Source organism: Actinomadura physcomitrii (assembly GCF_008923205.2).
Lineage (GTDB): Bacteria > Actinomycetota > Actinomycetes > Streptosporangiales > Streptosporangiaceae > Spirillospora > Spirillospora physcomitrii.
Genome location: NZ_WBMS02000013.1, coordinates 132,169 through 154,239 on the forward strand (window position 1 = coordinate 132,169; position 22,071 = coordinate 154,239).

The 22,071-nt window shown below is 69.8% G+C and carries 26 protein-coding genes; 17 read left to right on the forward strand and 9 right to left on the reverse strand.

Going from position 1 to position 22,071, the window contains the following annotated elements; translation table 11 throughout:
• Positions 1 to 29 precede the first annotated feature (29 nt).
• The gene (locus F8568_RS48275) at positions 30 to 1,010 is read right to left on the reverse strand and encodes a C40 family peptidase (RefSeq protein WP_328600944.1); all 981 of its coding nucleotides are present in this window, start codon (positions 1,008 to 1,010) and stop codon (positions 30 to 32) included.
• Between the two features lie 27 nt (positions 1,011 to 1,037).
• Positions 1,038 to 1,352 (reverse strand): helix-turn-helix domain-containing protein, encoded by a 315-nt coding sequence (locus tag F8568_RS18430; RefSeq protein ID WP_151594777.1) that lies wholly within the window; start codon positions 1,350 to 1,352, stop codon positions 1,038 to 1,040.
• A 186-nt stretch (positions 1,353 to 1,538) separates the two neighbouring features.
• Here F8568_RS18430 and F8568_RS18435 point away from each other — a divergent pair, with 186 nt between their 5' ends.
• The 14 genes from F8568_RS18435 (at position 1,539) to F8568_RS18500 (ending at position 14,856) form a co-directional block, all read left to right on the forward strand.
• A complete protein-coding gene (locus F8568_RS18435) occupies positions 1,539 to 2,102 on the forward strand; it encodes a hypothetical protein (RefSeq protein ID WP_151594778.1) in 564 nt (187 codons plus the stop codon).
• The gene (locus F8568_RS18440; protein ID WP_202125113.1) at positions 2,093 to 2,437 is read left to right on the forward strand and encodes a hypothetical protein; all 345 of its coding nucleotides are present in this window, start codon (positions 2,093 to 2,095) and stop codon (positions 2,435 to 2,437) included. Before F8568_RS18435 ends, F8568_RS18440 begins: the two co-directional genes overlap by 10 nt.
• A 230-nt stretch (positions 2,438 to 2,667) precedes the next feature.
• Positions 2,668 to 3,204 (forward strand): hypothetical protein, encoded by a 537-nt coding sequence (locus F8568_RS18445; RefSeq protein ID WP_151594779.1) that lies wholly within the window; start codon positions 2,668 to 2,670, stop codon positions 3,202 to 3,204.
• Positions 3,201 to 4,616 (forward strand): hypothetical protein, encoded by a 1,416-nt coding sequence (locus F8568_RS18450; protein ID WP_151594780.1) that lies wholly within the window; start codon positions 3,201 to 3,203, stop codon positions 4,614 to 4,616. The genes F8568_RS18445 and F8568_RS18450 overlap by 4 nt, the downstream gene beginning before the upstream one ends.
• Positions 4,606 to 6,081 (forward strand): SCO6880 family protein, encoded by a 1,476-nt coding sequence (locus tag F8568_RS18455; RefSeq protein ID WP_328600945.1) that lies wholly within the window; start codon positions 4,606 to 4,608, stop codon positions 6,079 to 6,081. The genes F8568_RS18450 and F8568_RS18455 overlap by 11 nt, the downstream gene beginning before the upstream one ends.
• A 41-nt stretch (positions 6,082 to 6,122) precedes the next feature.
• Positions 6,123 to 7,544, forward strand: coding sequence for a hypothetical protein (locus tag F8568_RS18460; protein WP_151594781.1), 1,422 nt, complete (start codon positions 6,123 to 6,125; stop codon positions 7,542 to 7,544).
• Entirely contained in the window at positions 7,541 to 9,355 is a 1,815-nt protein-coding gene (locus F8568_RS18465) for a type IV secretory system conjugative DNA transfer family protein (RefSeq protein WP_151594782.1), read from the forward strand. Before F8568_RS18460 ends, F8568_RS18465 begins: the two co-directional genes overlap by 4 nt.
• Positions 9,356 to 9,437: 82 nt before the next feature.
• Positions 9,438 to 9,842: a DUF4913 domain-containing protein gene (locus F8568_RS18470; RefSeq protein ID WP_151594783.1), complete on the forward strand. Its 405-nt coding sequence runs from the start codon at positions 9,438 to 9,440 to the stop codon at positions 9,840 to 9,842.
• Positions 9,843 to 9,876: 34 nt separating this feature from the next.
• Positions 9,877 to 10,440: a hypothetical protein gene (locus tag F8568_RS18475; RefSeq protein WP_151594784.1), complete on the forward strand. Its 564-nt coding sequence runs from the start codon at positions 9,877 to 9,879 to the stop codon at positions 10,438 to 10,440.
• A gap of 299 nt (positions 10,441 to 10,739) precedes the next feature.
• Positions 10,740 to 11,600: a hypothetical protein gene (locus F8568_RS18480; protein WP_151594785.1), complete on the forward strand. Its 861-nt coding sequence runs from the start codon at positions 10,740 to 10,742 to the stop codon at positions 11,598 to 11,600.
• A gap of 26 nt (positions 11,601 to 11,626) precedes the next feature.
• Positions 11,627 to 12,055, forward strand: coding sequence for a hypothetical protein (locus tag F8568_RS18485; RefSeq protein ID WP_151594786.1), 429 nt, complete (start codon positions 11,627 to 11,629; stop codon positions 12,053 to 12,055).
• A 6-nt stretch (positions 12,056 to 12,061) separates the two neighbouring features.
• Positions 12,062 to 12,844, forward strand: a complete 783-nt coding sequence (locus F8568_RS18490; RefSeq protein WP_151594787.1) for a hypothetical protein — start codon at positions 12,062 to 12,064, stop codon at positions 12,842 to 12,844.
• A gap of 122 nt (positions 12,845 to 12,966) precedes the next feature.
• The gene (locus tag F8568_RS18495) at positions 12,967 to 13,350 is read left to right on the forward strand and encodes a hypothetical protein (RefSeq protein WP_151594788.1); all 384 of its coding nucleotides are present in this window, start codon (positions 12,967 to 12,969) and stop codon (positions 13,348 to 13,350) included.
• A 24-nt stretch (positions 13,351 to 13,374) separates the two neighbouring features.
• The gene (locus tag F8568_RS18500; protein ID WP_151594789.1) at positions 13,375 to 14,856 is read left to right on the forward strand and encodes a hypothetical protein; all 1,482 of its coding nucleotides are present in this window, start codon (positions 13,375 to 13,377) and stop codon (positions 14,854 to 14,856) included.
• A gap of 43 nt (positions 14,857 to 14,899) precedes the next feature.
• On the opposite strand, the gene F8568_RS18505 is transcribed toward F8568_RS18500, so the two are convergent.
• The 5 genes from F8568_RS18505 to F8568_RS18525 form a co-directional block, all read right to left on the reverse strand.
• A complete protein-coding gene (locus F8568_RS18505) occupies positions 14,900 to 15,703 on the reverse strand; it encodes a phosphotransferase family protein (protein WP_151594790.1) in 804 nt (267 codons plus the stop codon).
• Positions 15,704 to 15,724: 21 nt separating this feature from the next.
• Positions 15,725 to 16,201, reverse strand: coding sequence for a glycine-rich domain-containing protein (locus tag F8568_RS18510; RefSeq protein ID WP_151594791.1), 477 nt, complete (start codon positions 16,199 to 16,201; stop codon positions 15,725 to 15,727).
• A 347-nt stretch (positions 16,202 to 16,548) separates the two neighbouring features.
• Complete coding sequence (locus F8568_RS18515) at positions 16,549 to 16,764, reverse strand: hypothetical protein (protein WP_151594792.1); 216 nt, start codon at positions 16,762 to 16,764, stop codon at positions 16,549 to 16,551.
• Positions 16,761 to 16,982 carry a hypothetical protein gene (locus F8568_RS18520; RefSeq protein ID WP_151594793.1) on the reverse strand — a complete coding sequence of 74 codons (222 nt, stop codon included), beginning with the start codon at positions 16,980 to 16,982 and terminating at the stop codon, positions 16,761 to 16,763. Before F8568_RS18520 ends, F8568_RS18515 begins: the two co-directional genes overlap by 4 nt.
• Positions 16,979 to 17,242 (reverse strand): hypothetical protein, encoded by a 264-nt coding sequence (locus F8568_RS18525; RefSeq protein WP_151594794.1) that lies wholly within the window; start codon positions 17,240 to 17,242, stop codon positions 16,979 to 16,981. Before F8568_RS18525 ends, F8568_RS18520 begins: the two co-directional genes overlap by 4 nt.
• Positions 17,243 to 17,432: 190 nt before the next feature.
• Here F8568_RS18525 and F8568_RS18530 point away from each other — a divergent pair, with 190 nt between their 5' ends.
• The 3 genes from F8568_RS18530 (at position 17,433) to F8568_RS18540 (ending at position 20,175) form a co-directional block, all read left to right on the forward strand.
• Positions 17,433 to 18,641 (forward strand): helix-turn-helix domain-containing protein, encoded by a 1,209-nt coding sequence (locus F8568_RS18530; RefSeq protein WP_151594795.1) that lies wholly within the window; start codon positions 17,433 to 17,435, stop codon positions 18,639 to 18,641.
• Positions 18,638 to 19,264 carry a 2'-5' RNA ligase family protein gene (locus F8568_RS18535; protein ID WP_151594796.1) on the forward strand — a complete coding sequence of 209 codons (627 nt, stop codon included), beginning with the start codon at positions 18,638 to 18,640 and terminating at the stop codon, positions 19,262 to 19,264. The genes F8568_RS18530 and F8568_RS18535 overlap by 4 nt, the downstream gene beginning before the upstream one ends.
• 123 nt (positions 19,265 to 19,387) lie before the next feature.
• Positions 19,388 to 20,175, forward strand: a protein-coding gene (locus tag F8568_RS18540; protein WP_160573663.1) for an IS5 family transposase whose coding sequence is annotated in 2 segments (ribosomal slippage) — positions 19,388 to 19,721 and positions 19,721 to 20,175 — 789 coding nt in all. Because the reading frame shifts where the segments join, the coding sequence is not laid out codon by codon here.
• A 62-nt stretch (positions 20,176 to 20,237) separates the two neighbouring features.
• On the opposite strand, the gene F8568_RS18545 is transcribed toward F8568_RS18540, so the two are convergent.
• Together F8568_RS18545 and F8568_RS18550 are read right to left on the reverse strand one after the other, a co-directional pair.
• On the reverse strand, positions 20,238 to 20,825 hold the full coding sequence (locus tag F8568_RS18545) for a hypothetical protein (RefSeq protein WP_151594798.1): 588 nt from the start codon (positions 20,823 to 20,825) through the stop codon (positions 20,238 to 20,240).
• A 108-nt stretch (positions 20,826 to 20,933) separates the two neighbouring features.
• Entirely contained in the window at positions 20,934 to 21,650 is a 717-nt protein-coding gene (locus tag F8568_RS18550; protein WP_151594799.1) for an ATP-binding protein, read from the reverse strand.
• Positions 21,651 to 22,071 lie beyond the last annotated feature (421 nt).

Consider the following 22,071-nt stretch of genomic DNA (forward strand, 5'->3'; position numbering starts at 1 on the left):
GACGTGAGTAGGTCATGCGGTACCTCCGGTCAGGCTGTGCTGTGGGAAGTGCTCGGGCGGGTGGCGCCGATGTACTGGCGTTCGCGGTAGGGGTTGCCGGTGAATTGGGAGATGCGGACGACGTCGCCGGTTTGTGGGGCGTGGATCATTTGTCCGCGGCCGTAGTAGAGGCCGACGTGGTGGATCGTGGCCGGGTTGCGGGTGTCGGTGGCGAAGAACAGCAGGTCACCGGGCTTTAGTTGGGTGCGTGGGATGTGCGGGCCGGCGGTGTACTGGGCGGCGGCGACGCGTGGGAGTTGGATGCCGGCTTTGGCCCAGGCGTATTGGGTGAGGCCGGAGCAGTCGAACCCTTTGGTTCCGGCGCCTTGGGCGATGCCGTAGCTGGGGCCTGCCGGTCCGCCGCCGCCCCAGGAGTAGGGGGTGCCGAGCCAGTGCAGCGAAGCGCGGACCGCGATGGCACCGCGTCCGCTCGCGGCGGGTGTGGGGGTGGCGTAGGCGGCGGCTTGGGTGAGGACTTTGTGGACGTACCAGTCGGCGTGGTTGTACTGCCAGATCGCTTGGTACAGGTGTTTGCCGCCTTGGCCGGCGTGGTTGGCGCACAGGTAGTGGGCGGCGCCGTAAATGGCGTCGGCGGGGTTGTAGCGGTCGGTGTGTCCGTCGTGATCGCCGTCGACGCCGTAAGTGGCCCAGGTGCCGGCGAGGAACTGCATGGGTCCGGCGGCGCCGGCGCTGTTCTCCCCGGTCTTCACACCGGGTGCGGTGGAGCGGCCGTGGTCGGATTCGATCTTGCCGATCGCGGCGAGGACGTTCCAGCCCAGGCCCGGGCAGGTTAGGGCGGCGTCGAGGTACCAGCGCAGGTAGGCGGGCGGGATGTCGGCACGGGCGAGCCGGGTAGGCGCACCCGCAACCGGACCGGCGCCGATGGCCGGGTCTTGCTTTCCGGCCAGGAGCAGGACGAGGGCGAGCGGGAGCGCCAGGACGGCGGCGCAGATGGTGGCGGCGGCCTTCACCGCGCGGGCCGCCGCCGAGACCGGGCGTTAGTCGACGTCGGTGATGGGGTTATGGGCGCCGGTGCGGGCGCGGTTTTGGGCGCGGTACCCGGCTCCCTTACGTGCTGCGTGGGCGGGTCGGTCGTCCTGTGTGTCATCGGCGGGGCCCCCGGGTTGGTGGTGGGGCTGCCGCAGCACCTCGCGGACCGCTTCCCAGGAGTAGCGGAAGTCCTTGCCGGTCTTGAGCGCGGGGATCTGCCCGGCGTTGGCCATCCGGCGAACGGTCTGGGGCGACAGGCCGAGTTTGGTCGCGAGTTCGGCGGTGGTGAGCACGTCGGGGTCGCGGCCGGGCGTGTCGGTCATCGCTGGGGCTCCTGGGGTTGCGGACATCGTGCGGGTGGTCCTTCCAGTGTGGCGGATCGGGTACTGCGGTAGCGCGTTGTCAGTGATGTTGGCTTGTGAAGAAGTTGTTTGGTGATGCTTGCGCTCCACAAGTCTGCCACTTACTGTAATCACTCATCAACCCAGAGCAATGATTCGGGGGTATGGGTGAGTCTTCGCCAAAGCAGAACGATCCACCCGGCAACGGGACTGCCCGCGGCGCCGCACATCGAGCGCGAGGCGCTGGATGTGGTGGTGGCCGGTGCGCACGGCGGCGCCGGCACCAGCACTCTCGCTGCGCTGCTGCCCACGGCGTGGGACATGGGCTCGATCGAGTCGCTGCTGGAGCTGGACTGCGCACCACTGGACGCCAAGGGCCGACCGATCGTACTCGCGGCGCGCAACACCGCGGCAGCGGCCACGCGGGCAACTGCGGCGATCGGCGTCCTGCGCGAGTGGGACGAGCGGGTGGCGGCGCTGGCGATCGTCAGCGACGGCGGCCCGGAATCGCGGGACGCCACCGCCCGGTTCGCGCTACTGGAGGCGCGCGTCGGCGGCATCGTCCGGGTCCCGCACGTCCGCCAGCTACGCCTGGTCGAAGACCCGACCGAGGTCGTCCTGCCCGGCAAGGCGCGACACGCCATCGACCAGCTCCGCCGCCTGGTCGGCGAAGACGGTGACCGCGCCGCAGCGCGTCGCGGGGAGCGTCGCGGGGAGGTGGGATGTCGCTGACTCTCTTCGTTCTCCGCGCGGCGCAGGTCGGTCGGCTGCTGGAGGAGCCGTGGCGGCTGCGGCCACAGGACGGTCTAAGGGTGCCGGTGCCCGATCCGCCGCCGGCGCCGCCGCCGGGGCTGGACGCCAAAATGAACACGCTGCTGTCGTGGGGCAAGTGGGGCGTGCTGATCTGCGGCGTCGCCGGGCTGTTCATCTGCGCAGGCCAAATGGCCATCGGCCGCAAGAACCGCTCCACCTTCGCCGCCGACGGCGCCACCGGCATCCCCTGGGTCCTGGGCGGCCTCAGCCTGGCCGCCACCGCCGCCCCCATCGTCGGGGTGTTCTTCAAATGACCCGACTCCCTCGCATCACACGGCCGCGCAAGGCGCACACAGCCGGCTCATCGGCCCGGCGCACCGGCGGGCTGCTCCTCACCGCGATCGTTGGCGGCGGCCTCGTGGGCCTCGCCACGCATCTGACACTCCCCGCTTCCGATCCGACCCCGCACATCACGCGGGCTTCTACCCCTCCGCCTCTCCAGGACCAGCTGGTGGTGGCCGCTCCACCCGTATCGTTCGCCGGGATGACCTGGCGCGACTACCACGGCGTCACCCTCCCCTACTCCACTGCGGACGGCCCGCACAGCACCGGCGGCGATCTGGCGTCCGGGTTCGCGCGGACACCGTCCGGGGCGCTGCTGGCCGCCGTACACGTCGCGGTACGCGCCAACGCGCAGTGGGGACCGAAGGTGTTCGAGCCGACCATCACCAAGCAGGTCATCGGCCCGGACGCCCCCACGCTGCTGGCCGCAACGCGGCAGCTGTACGACAAGCGCCGCGGAAAGCTGCATGATGGCGCGGCGCTGGGGCGCGCGTACGTGGTGCTGGAAGGGTTCCGCTGGCAGGGCTACTCCCCCGACACCGCCAGCCTCGACCTGGTATCCGCCGGCCCCGGCGACAGCGACATGACGGTGCGGGCCGTCACCCGAATACAGCTGCAATGGCAGAACGACGACTGGCGCGTCATCGCCCCGCCCGGCGGGACCTGGGGCGGGGCGGCAGCCTCGATCGCCTCTGCCGACGGCTACATCCGCTTCCCGAACGGAGGCGGCCGCTCATGATGACGCTGCTCTTGCTGCCGCGGGATCCGTGCTCATCGGTGCTGGACCCGAGCTGCGTGCAGACGGTCGACAACGACGACCACCCCTGGGGCCCGCCGATGCCCGACATCCCCGGCGAGATCGGCAGCAACGCTCTAGAGGATGCGGCCAAGGCGTTCCAGTCCGCGGTCGGATGGCTGATCTCCCACACCGCGTCCTGGTGGGTGAAGACGCCCTCGCCGAACCTGGAGACCGAGTCGGCGATCGGATACCTGCAGTTGCTGGTACAGCCGCTGACCATCGCAGTCGCGGTGCTGGCGCTTCTGGTGGTCGCCGGGAAGATGGCGCTGACCCGCAAAGCCGCCCCCGCGATCGACGTCGGCCGTGGCCTGCTGGTGCTGGCCACCGTGACCGCGATCGGGACGGTGCTGCCGAACCTGCTGCTGCAGTGGGGCGATCAGTGGTGCGGCTGGGTGTTGAACGCCTCCTCGCAAGGCGGCTTCGCCAAGCGCATGGCCGAGATCGTCATCATCCCGACCGGGACGCCGGCGGCGCTGGTTCTGGTGCTGTGCCTGGTAGCGCTGTTCATCGGGATGATTCAGGCGCTGTTGCTGTTGTTCCGCGGTGCCGCCTTGGTGATCCTGGCCGGGCTCCTGCCGCTGGCCGCGGCCGGAGGGCTCACCGCCGCGACACGGTCGTGGCTGACCCGTGTCGGGGGCTGGATGCTCGCGCTGATCTTCTACAAGCCCGCTGCAGCGGCCGTTTATGCGACCGCGTTCACCCTCATCGGGACCGGCAAGAACCTGCATTCGGTGCTCATGGGATTCGCGATGATGCTCATTAGCCTGATCGCGTTCCCGGTGCTGCTGAAGTTCTTCACTTGGACCACCGGCGGCGCGGAATCCGGGAGCGGCGGCGGCATCCTCGGCGCCCTGATGGGCGGCGCCACCGCCCTCGGTGCTCTGCGCGGATACGGCGCGGCCAGCGGCTCCAGCGGCGACGGCCGCGCGGCCAGCGAGCACGCCGACTACCTCAACCAGCAGCTCGGCGACCAGGACAACACACCCTCTGGTGCCGCGCCGCCCCCACCGCAACCCGACTCCGGGCAAAGGGTCCAGGGCGGCTCCGCCGACATCGGCGCCGCGGATTCTCCGAGCCCTGATCCCGGTGTGCCCGCAGGCAGCACGCCACGGGGCTCCGACCAGGTCGCGGCCACCGGAAATACGGCAGGTAGCGCAAGCGGATGGGCGCCACCCGACGGTGGTCACGGTGAGCCGGTCGGCCCCGCGACCATGCAGACGGCTGAACGCGAGCGGCATCGCGGCGCGGACACCCTGCGCTGGATGGGCAACCCCGCCGGCTCCACGGACACAGGTGGCTCTGGCGGCCCGTCGGGCGCGGCCGGTGAAGGAGGTGGCGCAGGTGGGGCATGACATCCGCACCTACGGTGGCTGGCGGCGCCGGCATGGCATCGGGCTGCTCGGGCTGGACACCACCGCCACGTTCATCGCGCTCGGCGTGGCGATGCTGCTGGTCCTGGTCGCCGCCATCGCACCCGGTGCGCTCATCTACCTTCTCCCGCCGATTGCGGTGGTGGGCGGGCTGGGGCTGATCCGGGTCGGTGGGGTGCCGGTCGGGCGGCTGGTGGTGGCGCGGTGCCGGTGGCGATGGGGCGTGCTACGCGGCCACAACCGCTACCACGCCGGCGTCGTCATCGACCACCCGCGCGCCTTCCAACTCCCCGGCGTGCTCGCGCCGCTGACGCTGCTGAGTGCCGAGGACGGCTACGGCGGCCGGTACGGGATCGTGTGGGACCGGCGCACCGGACTGCTCACCGCAACCTTGCGGGTGGTGCCGACCTCGACCTGGCTGGCCGACCGGACCGACGCCGACACCTGGGTCGCGGCCTGGGGCGGCTGGCTCGCCGCCCTCGGTCACATGCCCGCCGTCCGGTGGGTCACCGTAACGGTCGATACGGCGCCCGAGCCCGGGTCCACGCTCGCCGATGCCGTCCAGCAGGCCGTCATGCGCAGCGCGCCTGAGCGGGCGCGGGCCGTCATGGACGAGTTGGTGCAGGCGGCGCCGGCTGCGGCGGCCGATGTCGATACTCGCGTCTCGGTCACCTTCGACCCTAAATCCTCGGCCGCTGCGCCCAAGGACCTGTTCGAGGCGGTCGCCGACCTCGGCCGCGTCCTCGATGGGCTGGCGTCCCGGCTCAGCGGCTGCGGAGTGTCGGTTCAGGGCAGGGCGACCGCAGCGGAGATCGCCGGGACGGTCCGGACCGCGTTCGATCCGCACGCCCGCGGCGAGGTCAATCGCCTCCTCACTGGGCCGCGAGCCGATGAGGTGTTGGGCTGGTGTGACGCAGGGCCGGTCGCTGCGACCGAGCACACCGACCGCTATGAGCACGACGGTGGTGTCTCGGTGAGCTGGGCCTGGCACGAGCCGCCCCGTCAGAACGTTCGCTCCGACATCCTCGCCCGCCTCGTCGCGCCCGGCCCGTTCCCCAAACGCGTCACTCTGCAGTACCGGGCGCTGCCCGCGGCGGCTGCGAGTCGTGTGCTGCAGCAGGAGGTGAACGCGGCGGCGTTCCGCGCCCAGTTCCGGCGCCGCACCGGACGGGACGAAACCGCTCGCGACAGCTGGGACTCGGCGCGCGCCCGCCAAGCCGCGGCCGAGGAGGCGATGGGCGCCGGGGTGTGCCTGGTGTCGATGTACGCCACCGTCACCGTCACCGGCCCCGAGCAGCTCCGCCGCGCCGTCGCGCACGTCGAGGCGTCCGCTGATGCGGCCAAGATCCGGCTGCGGCGGCTTTGGGGCAGCCAGGCCGCCGGGTTCGCCACCACCCTGCCGTGCGGCATCTGCCCGCCCGAGCTCTCCCGCCGCCTCAACCACTGAACCGGAGAACACAGCACATGACCTCGGTTGAAGCACAAGCCATGGCTGATCCGCTCGCGCCTGCCTGGGGCTGGCGCGCCCCTGATACCGGACGCGCCGCCCACATCGAGCCCGCGTCCGAATACCAGGCCACAACCAGCCAGGTCTGCGGGCTCTATCCCTTCACCGCCGGCTCGGGCACACCAACGATCGGCACCCCGGTCGGACGGCACCAACTGTGGGGCGAGGTCGTCTGCCTCGACCCCCTGGCCTGGCTGCGGGCGGGCCTGGTCACCAACCCCGGCATGTTCGTCCTCGGACAACCCGGCACCGGCAAATCCACGCTGGTCAAACGCCTGGTCACCGGCGCCGTCGCCACCGGAACCACCCCGATCATCCTCGGCGACACCAAACCCGACTACACCCGCCTGGTCGACTACCTCGGCGGACAAGTCATCCGCGTCGGACGCGGCGTCGACCGCATCAACCCCCTCGACGCCGGACCGCTCGGGGACGCGCGGCAACGTCTCACCGGCGCCGATGCCGAAACGCTGCGCTGGGAAGTCCGCTCCCGTCGCCTGTCCCTGCTGCTCGCGCTGGCCACCCTGGTCCGCGAAGCCCGCATCACCAACGCCGAAGAGGTCGTCCTCGGCCGCGCCATCGACCTCCTCGACGACCGCCTCGACCACGAGCCCACCATTCCCGACGTTCTGCACGTCCTGGAGCAAGGCCCCGACGAGCTGCGTTCAGCAACGCGCACCGACACCGGCGACTCCTACCGCGCCCAGACCCGCGACCTGGTCTTCACCCTCGACCTGCTCATCTCCGGCTCCCTGGCCGGGGTGTTCGACGCCGCCACCACCCGTCCGCTCAATCTGGACGCCCCCGCGATCAGCGTCGACATCTCCCGGGTCCGCGCTGCCGGCGACAAACTCCTCACCGCCGCGATGCTGTGCACCTGGGCCTACGCCTTCGGCATGGTCGACGCCGCGACCGCTCTGGCCGACCTGCACGCCGCACCGCGCCGCTCCTATTTGGGCGTGATGGACGAACTGTGGCGCGCGCTGCGCGGCGCGCCTGGGCTGGTCGAGCATGCCGACGCCCTCACGCGCCTCAACCGCGCCAAGGGCATGGCATCGATCATGATCACGCATTCGCTCGCCGACCTGGACGCGCTGGCCACCGAGGAAGACCGCGCCAAGGCCAAGGGCTTCGCCGACCGCTCCGCCATCACCGTCCTGGCCGGCCTCCCGCCCCGCGAACTGGCTCGGGTGCATGAGATCACCCCGCTCACCGGCCCCGAGCAGCAGCTGGTCACTTCCTGGTCGGCGCCGGACTCCTGGCAGCCCGGGGCCCGCCACCCCGGCCGCGGCAAGTACCTCATCAAGACCGGCGAACGCCTCGGCATCCCCGTCGAACTCTCCCTCGTCGGTCCCGAGATCGATCTCTACGACACCGACCAGGCCATCCGGGCGACCGCATGACCCGAGCCCTCGGCCCCCGCGCCTCGATCCTCGACACCAACGCCGGCGCAGCCTGGCTCGTCCTGGCCGCCTGCTGGACACCCATCACCGCCCTCTGGCTCGTATGGGTCGCAGCCAAGCTCGCAGCAACCCTCACCGGCGGAACCGTCGCCCACTTCGGCGCGGACTTCGCCCTCGCGATCGCCCGCCGCCACTTCCAAACCGCCTGGCCCGCAACGCCAACGCCGCTGGTCCTGGTCATCTTGGTGCTGCTGCTCGCCGCACTGGCTGGTGTCGGCTGGGCGATCTGGCGGCGCATCGCAGAACGCCTTCCACGCCCCGGGGACGCGGTGACTGCGCTGGCCGACAACCCCGGCCTCGCCGAACTCCAACCGGCCGCGACCGCGAAGAAGGCCGTCGCGCTGCGCCGCTCCCTCACTTCACCGCCCGAGCAACTCGACCGCGACGACATCGGTCTGGTCCTCGGCGACGTGCTTCTGCCCGGTGACCGGAGTGGGCCGACGCTGTTCGCCTCGTTCGAGGACACCGTGATCGCGTTCATGGCGCCCCGCTCCGGTAAGACGACCACGCAGTCCATCCCGCACGTGCTGTCGGCGCCGGGGCCGGTCATCGCCACCAGCAACAAAGCCGATCTGTGGGCTGCGATCTCCACCGTCCGCGCCGAACGCACCCACGGGCGCACCTGGCTGTTCGACCCGCAGCACATCACCTACCAACCGCAGACCTGGTGGTGGAACCCCCTCGCCGGGCTGACCACCGTCGAGGACGCCCACCGCCTCGCTGGGCACTTCGTCCTCACCGTCGACGACGGCCAGAAGAAGGACCTGTGGGGACCGGCCGCCCAGGACCTGCTGTGCGCGCTGTTCCTGGCCGCCGCCACCTCCGGCCGCTCCCTGCACCACGTCGCCCAATGGCTCGACGAACCCGCCGTCCCCACCCCCATCGAACTATTGCAAGACGCCGGATTCGCGCTGATGGCGTCCTCGCTGAAGGGCACCCAGAACGGTGCGGTCGAGACCCGCGACGGGATCTACCAGACCGCCCGCACCGCCGCCAAAGCTCTGCGCGACCAGGAAATCCTCGCCTGGGTCACCCCCGCCCGCGACCTGCCGGTCTTCGACCCACACACCTTCGCCGACACCCGCGACACCCTCTACCTGCTGTCCAAATCCCTGTCGGCGGCGGCGCCGCTGATCGCCGCGCTCACCGACACCACCATGCGCGCCGCCGAACGCCGCGCCGAACAAGCCGGCGGACGCCTCGACCCACCCCTCATCGTCGCCCTCGACGAAGCCGCCAACATCTGCCGCATCGCCGACCTCCCCCAGCTGTACTCCCACCTCGGGTCGCGCGGGATCACCCCCGTCACCATCCTGCAAAGCTACGAACAAGGCGTCACCGTCTGGGGCGAACCCGGCATGGCCGCCCTGTGGGGCGCCGCCACCCGCAAAATCATCGGCGCCGGCATCGACTCCCCCCGCCTCGTCCGCGACCTGGCCACCCTCATCGGCCAACACGACGTCCCCGTCCGCTCCATCACCTACAACGACGGACGCACCAGCGAACAAATCTCCCTGCGCCGCCAGGACATCCTCGAAGCCGCCGACATCCGCGCCCTGCCCACCGGCACCGCGCTGCTGCTGGCCACCGGCACCAAACCCGCCCTGCTCCGCCTCCGCCCCTGGTACCGCGGCCCCCACGCCACAGCCATCAACAAGGCGATCAGCACCGCCGACACCGCCATCGCCGAAGCCGCCCGCCGCCACCACGCCCAACCCGAACGCACTCAGCCACCGGAGCTGGACGCCTAACTCCGCGCCTCGCCACCCCACGAATCCCCGCCGAGACAGACGGTGACCTCGCCATGCCCAACACCGAAGTCCAGGAGGCTCAATGCCCGTCGAAAACGTCGCAGCCAGTCCCGGGGGCGACAAGCTCAAGCCCCTGTATCCGAGCCTGACCAGCTGGGTGACGACCCACTTCGTCCCCATGTACCGCCGCACACTCGGCGGCGAGTTCCGCTGGTGCGCCCAGTGGTGGCACCACGGCGAGGCGATCTCCCGCCTCACCGCGCTCTGGTACGCGTGGGAGGCCATGCGCCTGCAAGGCGCCACCGGCATGGCCCTGTGGTACCGCGACCACCTCGACCACCAGCTCCCCGTCCTCCTCGGCCCCCGCGGCCCCTTCTACCAATGCACCGAGAACGAACACCTCTCCCCGCACGAAGCCCGCGTCACCCCAGTCCCCGACGGCTGGCTCGGCCCCGACCACGACGCCCCCGCTCTGGCCAAGGCCTGACCCAACCCCGCTCACAGCACCTGGAGAGATCCGCATGCCCGACCGCATGGAAGCCACCGCGCTCGCACTCGACGCCTACCAACAGCAACTCCTCCCTGAGGAGGTCTTCAACCACCGCACCGACACATCCCTGGCCGAGTTACTCGTCCAGTCGTTGCTCGAGCATCTTGCTCGCTACGCCGCCCAACATGGCCTGGACGTCCACGACACTCTCGAGGAGTTGCACCAGCGCAGCGTCGATCGCGGTGGGGCCGAAGCCGATCCCGTCCACAACTTCCGGCTCGGCGCCCAGGTGCAGATCCGGCAGCAGGAGACCGCCACCGGAGCCAGGCCCCGGTACCCGCGCTGGCGCGGCTTCATCACCTCCCTCACCGAAACATCGGGCAGCGACGCTCGCTGCATCGTCCGGGCAAAGCCGTACACGTCACCGCGTCCGAACTGGAACCGGCGGACCCGCTCCTGCCCATCGCCACGCGCACAGCCGGAGTCGTGCACCATGCGCGCGATGCCGAAGAGACGATCATCGCCCTCACCGCCTGGCTCGAGCGCAACGCCGACCACCCCCCGATCACGTACCAGGACAAGCTCGACGACCTGACCCGGCTATCCCGGACCCTGGCGGACTGGTCCGGCGGCAACCCCGAACAGATTGCGCACCATCTTCCCGCACTCGCCCCCGCCACCGCTCAACGGGCAAACCCAGCAACCCCCACAGGCGGGGGCCCGGCCCCCGCCGCCCGGCTGGCCGCAATGGGATTCCCACAAGGCCTCGACCCTCTGCAGCCTGCTGCACCGCCCGCCGCCAGCAGGCTCCCGGAGCGTTCCCAGCGGCGCCCGCGCCGCCCCTAGATCGCCTCAGCACTCAAGCCGCCAGCACACCGACCCGATGGAGGTTGCATGACCGAAGCCGGCGCCGAGGAGTTCGCCGAGTTCGGAGCCGCAGCTCTCGATTCCTTCCAAGCCCTCTTCGAGCAGACCGAGCACCTCGACCACCGCACCAACGACGAGGACGCACGCGAGCTGATCAGCGACCTGCTGGTCGACCTGATGCACTACGCCGAACGCCGCGGAATCGAGTTCAACGACATCGCCGCCGAAGCGCAGGCCTACTACGACACCGAACGCGACAACCCCAACGCCTTCGCCATCGGCTCGACCGTCCAGCTCGAAGGTCCCGCCGCCGACGAGGCCATCCTGCTGGGGCAGCCGACGCGGGGCACTGTCACCGGCGTGCTGGTCTCCGAGCAGGGCCAGACCGAGTACTACGTGCACTTCCTCGGACAGACCCAGAACCAGCCCGTCCTGGCCGCCGACCTGGAGCCTGCGCGACCCTTCCCCACCACGCCCACGAACCAAGGTGACGTCCACGACCCGCTCAAGGCTGAACAGCTCCTGGTCGACGCGGCAACCCGTATCGCCGCCGCAGACGTCCACAGCCGAGCACCAAGCCAGGACGACCTACGGGACCACCAAACCCTGCTGGCCGCGCTCACCACCTGGAACGACATGCACGAACGCAACGTCACCGACCTGCTCTTGAACAGAGTCGCCGAACACCTGAACGCAGCAGAACTGGATGACACCACCAAGCCGGCGCCTCGGGCAGCAACCGCAGAATCGACCGCTCGGCTCACGCCCGCCCAACTCGCCGCCCAAGCCTTCCCGGTCCCGCTGGCCGACAGCATCGCCGGCGACCAGAAGCCGGCCACGACCCGCGCGTCACGCACCCGGCAACCGCCGCCCAACCCCAGCCGCTGACCCGCCTCGCGGCGGCCGCCCAATCAATGAAGAGCAGCACCACGGAGGATCTCCTGAAGCACCAGTTCCAGTACCTCACGCGACAGATCAAAGCCGCCGACTCCATCCCCGCGCTACTCACCGCCGCCTTCCTCGGCGTGGACCTGATCGAGCGCACCACGACCCTGTTGCCCGACATCGGCAACGATCAGGCCCGTCTCGACTCCGAGACCGCGACCATCGCCGCCATCGACGCATGGTGGGTGCTGTCGCAGGCCCCCACCCTCGCCTGGCCCAGCGCCGCGCCCATGACCACAGGCGAGACCCAGGAACTCGTCGAGGCGATCGCCGGCTTCGTCCTGGTCGTCACCGAAGCGATCCTCAACGTTGCATCCAAGTCCGCCGATCCCGGTGACCGTGTCGCCTGCCTGCAGGCCGCACACCACGCCGGACGCCTGCACGCGGCTCTGAAGTAGGCGCCCATGACCGCCCACGACTTCAACGCCACGCAGCTGGCCCGCGCCACCCAGATCATCCGCACCTACGAGCAGCGCGCCTTCCCCGGCGGCGGTTCCCTGCTCGACCGCGACCCGCTCTACACCCGAGCCCTGCTCAGCGCTCTGATCAACGACCTGGAGCACTACGCCATCGATCACGACCTCGACTTCGCCGAAGTCATCGCCAGCGGCCGGGCAATCACCTCACAGAATCCCGGCCAGGACACCGCACCGTACAAGGTCGGCGAGCAGGTCCGCCTCCCCCTGCACGGCGGCCGCTGCGGCACCATCGTCGGCTGGACCACCAGCAGATCCGACGCCGGGACGATCTACCTCGTCGAAGTCCCCGGCATCCCCAATGTCCTCGCCACGCCCGCCGATCACCTGGCCCCAGCACCACCCTTCCCACCGACCAAAACGTCCCTGGGCACCGTCTCCCGTGCCGACCAGGCCGAACGCGTCTACATCAGCCTCGCGGCCCGCCTCAGCACCGCCACGGCACCTGACCGCGCCGCCGTCAAACGCTCCTGCGACAACCTGATCGAGGCGCTCAGCTCCTGGTCGGGCGTCCCCGCACACCAACTGCGCAACGAACTCGACCCCAAACCACCACCGCCCGCGCCCGCCAACCGTCCACGTGACGCCGCAGCCGCCGCCAACGACTTCCCGCACGACATCACCAAAGGCATCCCACCCGTTTCAGGACCCAACCCCGGTCATTCCACCAAACAGTCCAGGCCCAGGCAGGGCCCGACTCAAGCAGCCTGACTACAGCCAGGAGCTCAGATGCCCACGACCTCTTTCCATCAACACGGCCAAGCCCGGATCCGTCCAAGCCCAGCACGCCCGGCACGGCGCCAGCCCCATCCGCTCGGACCAAGGACCCGCACATGACCCACGACCACGAGCACGCCCAAGTCCGCCAGACCTGGTTCACCGAACTCCTCAACACCGCCCTCAACGACCTGGCCCACGCCGAACGCGTCATCACCGCCTTCGCCGCCCAGGAACCCGACGGATTCATCGCCTGGGGCATGGCCGAAGGCGAAGCCACCCAAGCCCACCGCGCCCTACGCCAAGCCCCCTCCCTGCAGGCCGCCGCCCCGGCCGACCACGACACCGCCAACGCGACCGCCAACGCCCTGTTCGAACTCGCCAGCAAGGTCTCCCAGAGCCTGGTCCGCGCCGCCGAACTGGCCAGCGACCCCGACGACAAGATGGCCTGCCTACAAGCGGCCCTGCACGCCAGCCGGCTCCGCAAAGCCCTCCGGTAGGCGCCCATGGTCACCTTCGGGGAGATGACCGCACTCGCCGGCGAACACCTGACCGACCTCAAACACGCCGTCCACGCACCCGACATCGCCCACCAAGCCGCCCAACCCGCCGTCCGAGCCGAACTCTCACAACTCGCCCACGTCCTCGTCCGCTACCACGACCAGATCGCCACCGGATTCGGCGTCCCGCACACACCCGACCACGGCGTGCGGGACGCCGCCCGCCGCGCCTCCACCCTCATCAACCACGCCGAACAACTCCTCGGCCCCCGCTCCACCACCGAAGCACCCGAATCCGTCCTCGCCGAGAAGATCCGCTGCGTCTCCATCGCTCTCGGCTGCGGCCTCGACCTGCTCGTCTCTCACGCCCCGACGGGGCTCACCGAACCCGTCTCGGCCGACGCACCCACCATCGCCGCCACCGACACCGCTCGCGCCCTGTTGCATCAACTCAGCACCCACACCGCAACCGTCGGCCACCTGGCCAAACACACCGGCGCGCCCTCCAACACCGCCACCCGGCCGCTCCTGACCGCCGCCGTCCTGTCCAGAGTCTTCGGCACGAACGAGCGGCCACCGATCAATTCCGTCCCGCTCCACCACATCCCCGAACGGATTCCGCCCGCAGTCGGCGAAACCTTGGAGCACGCCTTCGCCGGACTCAACGCCAGCATCCAACGCCTGAACAATCCCAACGCACCTGGCTCGCTCACCACTTGGCGCTACCTCGCCCGCGCAGCCGCCATCACCTGCGACCTCAACAGCAAGACCATCCTCCACCTCACTCGTCGAATGGAGGAACTGAACGAGACCGACCAGGTGTCGCACCTCAAGCAGGTCACCCCATCCATTAGGAGGACCGCGGGACGCTGGAAAGCGATCACCCGACGCTGGGACGCCTACGACAGCTTCGGCCACCCCGTAACCAGCATTGCCACTGACGCCAGCGACCTCATCATCCGCCTCGGCCGCATCATCCACGCCGACCCCGCCTGGACACCAAGCCCACGCGCCTCCTACCGGGTGAAACTACCTGAGGAACTCGCCGCCAACACGACCGACGCCGTCCACATCGCGACCGCAGCCCTCAAAGCCCTGGAGGCCTGCAATGTCATCGCCGCCAACCACCACACCGCCCTCAACGATGTGGCGGTCATGAGCGTCCTCCAACAGCAACAACAACGCCCGAGCTTCAGCCCCCGCGTCCCGGCATCAACCCGCCGACTACTTGGGCTCTACGAAGCCACCGAAGCACAAGGCATCCAAACCGCCACCACACTCGGACGCGCCATCCAAGCCCTCGCAGCCGACAACCCAGACCACACCGACGAAGCACGCCTCATCATGCGCCGGGCAGCCAGCAAAGCTGCACCCACGCAAAGCACCCTCGCCGCCACTGGCTTCCCAACCCCCATCGGAGAGTGCCTAGCCGACTCGCAAGCAGAACTTCGAAGCCCGTCACCGAACGGCGGTTGGGGGAAGAACCAAAAGCGGCCAACTCCCTGAAGCACCGCGAAGGCCGCCCGAGTCGCTCGTGGCTACTAGCCGGTCAGTGCAGCCGATAGTCGGCCCATTGGCGCGCGGCTGCGGCGTGTTCGAGCGCCCACGCCTCGGTGTTCGTGGCGAGGTTGGCCTGCCATTTGTCGGCGAAGACGCGAGCGAACAGGTCGACGGCGGCCGGGTCAGCGGACGTCCAGGCTGGGAACCGCGCGGCCCAACTCTCCGCTTCGGTCGGGATGTGGCCAGCTTTGAGTAGCCAGGGGATGAGGAGCGCCAGCTCGAGGAAGGCGGCGCCGCGTCCGGCGAACGTCCAGTCCACGACGTAGGCGGTGTCGTTGCCGCCGAGTAGGACGTTGGCGGGGTTGAGGTCGGCGTGCAGCAGGGTGTTGCCCGCCAGTGGGGTCATGTCCCCCATCGATTCCCAGCGGCGCTCGACGCGCTTGCGTTCCAGCACATCGGGGAGCGGGTGTGCCTGCAGGCTATCGATGATCTTGGTGAGGATGTCCAGGTCGGGTGAGCCAGGGGTGTAGTCGGCGTGCCGGGCTTGGACGTGTTCGAAGGCCAGGAGGAGCCACCCGCCCGCCTCCACGGTGAAGTGGAGGCGGGGGGCGTACTGGGTGACGTGGGGGTTGATCGCGGCTTCCCAGCGCAGCGACCGGACTTCCGGGCCGTCGGTGCCCGGCGCGGTCTTGCGTGCGGCCTTGACGAACAGCCGGCCGTCCGCGGTGTGGATGGTCCCGGCGATGTCGGCGTGGTTGCCGGCGGGCGCGGTCTCGACCCGTCGGATGGGGCCGGTGTGCGCCGTGACCGCGTTGAGCACCTCGGGCGGCAGGTCGGACCAGTGGCTGCGCATGGATCAATCCCCGTGGTGGTGTCAGGCGTTCATCGGTGGCTGCGCGCAGTTCTCCGGGCAGCACGACTCGCCGTCCATCCACCATTCCAGATCGACGCGGTACCCCGTGGCGCGCATCGCCGCCAGGCCGCGCTCGGACGCCTGCCCGGACCGGATGTCCTCATCCATGATCGGCAGGTGATGCATGAACCGGCCCGCGACCATGTCGCACACGGCCGCGAAGGTACGCGTGCGCATCATGGAGCGGTGCCAGATCTTGTCCACGGCGGGCGAGGGCGCGAACTTCACCCAGGCGCGGGCGTCGCCGCCGACTTCGGTCATGGTGTCGCCCCACGCCTTCATGAAGACCAGGAACTGCTCCACGCCGCGCTCGGCATAGGGGCGAGTGACCTTGTCGAAGATCACCACGTCGTCCACCATCTGCTGGAACAGCTCAGGCGTGACCAGGTCGCGGGGGTCGCGGGCGGTCGCTTCCGCCCGATCAAGAGTGACGGTCATGTGCACCTCCGGCGCGGCTGTGGTTTGGTACCGCGGCCCCGGCGCGCGCCTGCTGACCGGAGCCACGGAGATTGAGGGAAGCGCTCTGGGCTCTGCATTCGCTAAGGCTGCCCGAGCACCGCAGCGAGCCCCGAGGTCGCCGCCCATCGGATGACCCGGTCGGCGCCCTACGTCGCCAGCTCGGCCACGGCATTCGGAACGTCGAGCGTGACCGCGCCGCCGGACAGAGTGCGGGCGCGCCAGGTGCCGCCGCTCATATCGACGAAGGTCGAGGCGATGCGGCGGTCCTGCGTCAGGAACGAGAGTTCGCCCGTGGGGACGATGTTGTAGGTCGGGGACCTTGTTGATCACGAGCGTGTCCGATCGAGCGCGAGGTAGAGCTCGGCGGCACTGGGCGCCTGGACGCTGTCGGCTGCGGTAACCGTCTCGCTCAGCAGGGGCGTACGCGAGGCCCACCAACTGCCCCCGGCACGCGCGATGCGCCAGCCGGGGAACTCGGCGCGGAGCCGCTCCTCCAGATCCGCGGAGTCCTCGACGTCCGCCGTCCAGGCCGGGGCGGTCATAGCTGCACCTCCGGCCGCTCCCGCTCGCGCCGCTCGTCGGCCAGCCTCCAGGTCCGTGCGATCCATGCGGCCATGCACTCGAGGTCGAGGGCCTCCCAGGCCTCCGCCTCGACGACGAGCGCGGGGTCGGCGTCGTGGACGGCGCGCAGTCCGCCACCGGGAAGCTCCTCGACCGTGAACTCGTAGATGCGCCGTCTCTCGGCGGTGGGGGCCGTCATGAGCTCGCGCCCGTCGTGAACCTGGCGTCGAGGATCTGCACCTCCAGGAGCTGCGCCCGGAGCGATTCGGCGGACTCGGCCTCGACTGCCCAGACGCCGCCGGTCCAGAACGCCCCGCGCTTGCGCTTGGCGTCCCAGCCGATCCGCTTCTCCGATCGCCCGATCCACCAGCCCGGGAAGTCTTTGCGCAGCGCGTCCAATGCCTTCATGTCTTCCGCGCTCGCCGCCTCCGGCGGCGCGGGGCGCAGTACCTTGCTCATAGCCGGACCTGCTTTCCGGTCAGGCCCCGGAGTCCCGGCGTTCGCCCGCCGGCCGGGGCCGCTTCTGTGTCTGCGAGACCCTTCGCCCTACAGCGCAACGCATTGACGGTTACGGTGGAAGGCGCTGCCTGCTGCCCTCAGCGGTGGCAGCGCGAGGCAGCAGGGCACCCCGGGGCGAAACGGGTGGGCGATGACGACCTTCGGTCAGAAGCTGCGCCAGCTCATGGACGAGCGGCGACTCAGCCAGCGGAAGCTGGCCGCCCTCGTCCCCTGCAATGACGGGTACCTGTCGCGGGTCGCACGAGACCTGCGGACACCCGCCCGTGAGATCGCCGAACGGCTCGACGAGCTACTCGACGCCGACGGCGCCCTCACGGAGCTGGTGCCGGAGAAGCGGACCCCCGCAGCCGATGACGTCCTGGAGCTGGCCGCCTGGCTGGAGGAGACCAACGTCGGCGACGGCGCGGTCGACTATCTGGGGACGGCCATCCGCCGCCTGGCCCACGACTATCCTCGTCAACCTCCGCTCGCCGTCCTGCAGGAAGCGCAGACCCTGCAGAGCCGTGTCGCCGAGATCCTGCGAAGCGGCCGTCAGCGTCTCGCGCAGACCCGCGATCTGCTGAGCATCTCCGCCGAGTTGTTCGCGCTGATCAACCTGCTCGCCGGGGATGTGGGGCGGTACCGTCTCGCCGACGCTTACGGGTACGGCGCTTGGACGTGCGCGCAGGAGGCCGACTCCGACACCGCCCGCGCCCTGGTGCTGTGCGCGCAGTCCAAGACCGCCCGCTGGGAGGGACGCTACGCCGACGCCGCGGAGCTGGCCGGTCGGGGCTTCCATCTGGCGCCCGCCGGCGGTCGCGGACGGGTGCTGCTGGCAGTGTCGGAGGCGGCGGCCCTCCAGGCGCGCGGTGACATCGCCGCGGCGAATGAGGCGATGCGCCGGGCTGAGGACGCGCGCGACACGTGCTCGGCAGCCGACGAGAGAGCCGACGCCTGGAGCTGCACGCGCGCCCGGCAGGCCACCTACGCACTCCAGGTGGGGCTCGGTGCCCGCGACCCGGCAGACATGCTGCGCTCGGTCGCCCACGCAGATGACGCCTGGGCCGACGGCGACCAATGGGTGTACGGGACGTGGGCGCAGGTCCGGATCGGCGCAGCGCTCGCGCATGTGATGACAGGCGAGCCGGACGGCGCGGCCGAAGAGCTGAAGGAGGTCTTCGACCTCGGCGCCGACTACCGGGTCGTGACCATCATCGGCCGGATGGGCGAGATCGAGCGGCGGCTGGGCCACAGCCGATACAAAGGTGACCCGTGCGCCGCCGAACTGCGCGAGAAGATCCGCGCCTTCCGAGCCGGATCGCTCGAGCACAAAGCACTGACCGCTGTGGAGGCCCCGTGAGCCCGCTACCCGCTCGCATGAACGACCACTGGTGGTGGCGCCCCGGCGTGCGGCCCGGGCGCCGCCTGCTCGTCTGGCATATTCTCCCCGACGACCAGACCGAGGCACGCGACCTCGCCCGCCAGTGCCAGGACAAACTGGCCGGCTTGGAAGGCCTGGACCTCATCCCGTCCGAGTGGCTCCACGTGACCACCCAGATCGTCGGGTTCGACGACGAGATCACTCCGGCCGAGGCCGACGCGATGACCGCCGGGGTGGCCGAGCGCTTCGCGGCCCTGTCGCCCGTCGACGTCAGCCTGGCGCGGGTGTGGCTCCACAGCGAGGCCATCATGCTCGGCATCGAGCCACCGCGCGCTCTGGACCCGGTCCGCACCGCGATCCGCGACGCCGTCGCCGGCTCCGTGCGCGTACACCAACTGGCCGACGAACCGAACTGGACGCCGCACATGTCCGTCGCCTACAGCAACACCGAAGGACCCGCGACACCCGTGATCAAAGCCCTCGACCTTCATCCGGACCCGGCACCGCTACGCGTAAGCGAGGTGCACCTGGTCGCCCAAGAACGCGTCGGTCGCCTGTATCGCTGGGAGCGACGAGCAGCAGTCCCCCTAGGTGAGTCATAGTCAGTTCCTGGGCTGTCCCTGATGAGCCGCTAAGAGGTCATAACAAAATGTGCATGTAGCGCGACATGTAGTGATGGTCGGGTGTGGTGTGGGTGGGTGCGTAAGGGTGAGCAACCCCCGTGGATCGTGCCCGACAGCCTGTGGGAGCGGGTCGAGCCGCTGCTGCCGAAGGTGGAGCGCCGTAAGCGCCACGCCGGGCGTAAGCGGCTGGACGACCGCAGGGTGTTGTGCGGGATCTTGTTCGTCTTGCACACCGGGATCCGGTGGGAGTTCCTGCCCCAGGAGCTGGGGTTCGGTTCGGGGATGACGTGCTGGCGGCGGCTGGCCGAGTGGCACCACGCCGGGGTGTGGGAGCGGCTGCACCGGCTGCTGCTGGAGGAGCTGCATGCCGCCGGGCAGTTGGACTGGTCCAGGGCGGTGATCGACAGCTCCCATGTGCGGGCTTTGAAGGGCGGCCCAAAACCGGGCCGAGCCCGGTCGACCGTGGCCGGCCGGGCTCCAAGCACCACCTGCTGACCGACGGCAACGGCATCCCGCTCGTGGTGTCGTTGACCGGTGGGAATCGTAACGACGTCACTCAGTTGATGCCGCTGCTGGAGGCGGTGCCGCCCGTCCGGGGCCGGGTCGGCCGGCCTCGGCGAAGACCCGGGCGGCTGCTGGCCGACCGCGGCTACGACCACGACAAATACCGGCGCCTGGTGTGGGCCAAGGGCATCAAGCCGGTCATCGCTCGCCGCGGCGTCCCGCACGGGTCCGGGCTGGGCGTCCACCGCTACGTCGTCGAGCGCACCATCGGCCTGCTGCACTGGTTCCGCCGCTTACGCATCCGCTGGGAGATCCTCGACGACATCCACGAGGCCTTCATGACCCTCGCCGCAGCCATCATCTGCTGGCGACGCCTCGTCCGCTGATTCTGTTACGACCTCTAAGGCGACGCAGCAAGTGGGCCAGAAGCTCTCTTGTGAAGCAGGTTTCAGGCGCGCAAGGCGTCGAAGGTCATGGGTTCTCCTCGGCGATAGCGGCGGTATTGCTGAGCAAGGACGTCGAGGGATAGCTGGGGCCAGTAGGTGACTGCACCGGTCGTCTTGTCGACGACGAGAGTGGTGGGTGTTTCCAGGGTGGGGGTGGAAGGCGCTTCCGGGATCTCCACTAGGACCGGGATCGCTCGGTAACCCTCCGCGAACTCTTCGACGTGGAGAAGTATCGAGTTGCCGCCGTGGTCAAGCAGGCGCAGGTTGGCGCGGCGCCAGGCCTCGGCGCGGTCGATGGTGCCGTGGCCGACTGTGGTGGGTTCGTCCGACGGCTCGCGGGTGGTAGCCAGGTTCGGCGTCGGGCCGTCCGCGACCGCGGTTTCGAGGAGTGCGATGAGAGCTCGTCTGATCGCGAGAATCGAGTCGCGAGCGTGGCGAAGGGCCTCAATGGTCGGAGCATCGAACCGGGTGGTCGATACCGGTTGGGCGAGCAGGCGCTCGATGGCCTCGGTGTCGCCCTGCTGAGTGAGTTTCCCGACGGTCTCCACGGCTTGGAGGAGCCGGGCGTAGCGATCGGCAATGGTGTGCATCAAGGCGTCCTGGAGTGGAGGGCGACATGGGCCGGGGACGCGGCGGACGGAAGGTTCCACCGCGCCCCCGGGGCGCTGGATCCCGTGTTCGGGATGGCTCTGATCAGGTCAGGGGGTTGGGTGGGTGCGCGATTCGTGGGTGGAGACGATGCGTTCGGCCGTCTCCTGAAGGTCGACCAACGGCTGCCGGGTGCGGCCTTGGCCATCGAGCCAAGAGAATGACTTGGGCTCGACCTCAATGGTCAGGGCGCCGAGAGTGAGGATCGAGGTACCACCGTTGGTACTGCGGCGTGTGGTGAGGACGCCCCGTGCTCGCAAGACGGCCTGTAGGCGGTCCGCGGCGAACTCTGGAGCGATCACGCGGCCAGCGGCCGGCCATGGCGTCGGCAGGGGGAGAGTGAACCAGACACACTTGCCGGTCGTTGTGGTGAGACGAGATCTGGTGAGGTGCGAGCCGGTGTGAGCGGCAAGGGCCGCCACGATCGACAGGCCTTTGCCGTGCTCGTCGAGCAGGTCCGCGTCGCCGACCACCGGCCAGATGTCGCGGTGAGCGTCGAAGACGGAGACGACCAGTTCCGGGCCGGGGTGGGTTCGCGCCCAGATCCACAGTTCGGGACGCGCTGCCGAGGACGCATGGGTGTGCGCGTTCGTGGCCAGTTCGGACACCGCGAGCTTGGCGTCGTCGATCGGGTCGGCGGTGAAGCCGAGTTCGCGCATCGTCGCGGCGATGAGGGAGCGGGCTCGAGAAGCGGCGCTGGGGTCCCGGGGAAGCCTGAAGGCGCAGGCGCCACCTGCCGGGATGTCGGCAGGCCTGCCGGTCAGCATCGTCCGCTCCGGTCAGATGCCCCGGTCATGCAGTGGCGGCCACGGCTGTTGCTGCGCCACTGAAAAGGCCGGCGAACGGACGGGATCGGAGCGGCCGGCTGCGGGAGCGGCACGGACACAGACGGCTGGAACGACGTGCCGGATGAAGGCGGCCGGCGCCGCGCGGAACGGCCGACGGACTGAAGTTGACGTCTCAGGGCGCCAAGCGTCGTTCCTTCAAGGAGGCGGCAGGTGCCGTTCTGGGAGGTCAGAGCCCAGTAACTGCCGGTGTACTCGCCGAACCAGCACCTCGCGCGGGGGAACTGGAACCTGAGTTCATCGATGGCGTGGGCCGGGTCCGGCTCGACCAACGCCCAGGGCGCCGGCGACGTCACGGCCGGGTCCATTTGATCGCGCCCTCGGCTCCCGCCGTGGACGGACA

Coding starts and splice junctions, on each gene's coding strand:
- F8568_RS18550 (WP_151594799.1), bottom strand. CDS start 21,650: ATGCTGACCGGCAGGCCTGCCGACATCCCGGCAGGTGGCGCCTGCGCC.
- F8568_RS18490 (WP_151594787.1), top strand. CDS start 12,062: ATGACCGCCCACGACTTCAACGCCACGCAGCTGGCCCGCGCCACCCAG.
- F8568_RS18505 (WP_151594790.1), bottom strand. CDS start 15,703: ATGCGCAGCCACTGGTCCGACCTGCCGCCCGAGGTGCTCAACGCGGTC.
- F8568_RS18525 (WP_151594794.1), bottom strand. CDS start 17,242: ATGAGCAAGGTACTGCGCCCCGCGCCGCCGGAGGCGGCGAGCGCGGAA.
- F8568_RS18430 (WP_151594777.1), bottom strand. CDS start 1,352: ATGACCGACACGCCCGGCCGCGACCCCGACGTGCTCACCACCGCCGAA.
- F8568_RS18515 (WP_151594792.1), bottom strand. CDS start 16,764: ATGACCGCCCCGGCCTGGACGGCGGACGTCGAGGACTCCGCGGATCTG.
- F8568_RS18495 (WP_151594788.1), top strand. CDS start 12,967: ATGACCCACGACCACGAGCACGCCCAAGTCCGCCAGACCTGGTTCACC.
- F8568_RS18480 (WP_151594785.1), top strand. CDS start 10,740: ATGACCGAAGCCGGCGCCGAGGAGTTCGCCGAGTTCGGAGCCGCAGCT.
- F8568_RS18470 (WP_151594783.1), top strand. CDS start 9,438: ATGCCCGTCGAAAACGTCGCAGCCAGTCCCGGGGGCGACAAGCTCAAG.
- F8568_RS18440 (WP_202125113.1), top strand. CDS start 2,093: ATGTCGCTGACTCTCTTCGTTCTCCGCGCGGCGCAGGTCGGTCGGCTG.
- F8568_RS18475 (WP_151594784.1), top strand. CDS start 9,877: ATGCCCGACCGCATGGAAGCCACCGCGCTCGCACTCGACGCCTACCAA.
- F8568_RS18530 (WP_151594795.1), top strand. CDS start 17,433: ATGACGACCTTCGGTCAGAAGCTGCGCCAGCTCATGGACGAGCGGCGA.
- F8568_RS18445 (WP_151594779.1), top strand. CDS start 2,668: ATGACCTGGCGCGACTACCACGGCGTCACCCTCCCCTACTCCACTGCG.
- F8568_RS18500 (WP_151594789.1), top strand. CDS start 13,375: ATGACCGCACTCGCCGGCGAACACCTGACCGACCTCAAACACGCCGTC.
- F8568_RS18450 (WP_151594780.1), top strand. CDS start 3,201: ATGATGACGCTGCTCTTGCTGCCGCGGGATCCGTGCTCATCGGTGCTG.
- F8568_RS18510 (WP_151594791.1), bottom strand. CDS start 16,201: ATGACCGTCACTCTTGATCGGGCGGAAGCGACCGCCCGCGACCCCCGC.
- F8568_RS18520 (WP_151594793.1), bottom strand. CDS start 16,982: ATGACGGCCCCCACCGCCGAGAGACGGCGCATCTACGAGTTCACGGTC.
- F8568_RS18485 (WP_151594786.1), top strand. CDS start 11,627: ATGAAGAGCAGCACCACGGAGGATCTCCTGAAGCACCAGTTCCAGTAC.
- F8568_RS18460 (WP_151594781.1), top strand. CDS start 6,123: ATGGCTGATCCGCTCGCGCCTGCCTGGGGCTGGCGCGCCCCTGATACC.
- F8568_RS18545 (WP_151594798.1), bottom strand. CDS start 20,825: ATGCACACCATTGCCGATCGCTACGCCCGGCTCCTCCAAGCCGTGGAG.
- F8568_RS18465 (WP_151594782.1), top strand. CDS start 7,541: ATGACCCGAGCCCTCGGCCCCCGCGCCTCGATCCTCGACACCAACGCC.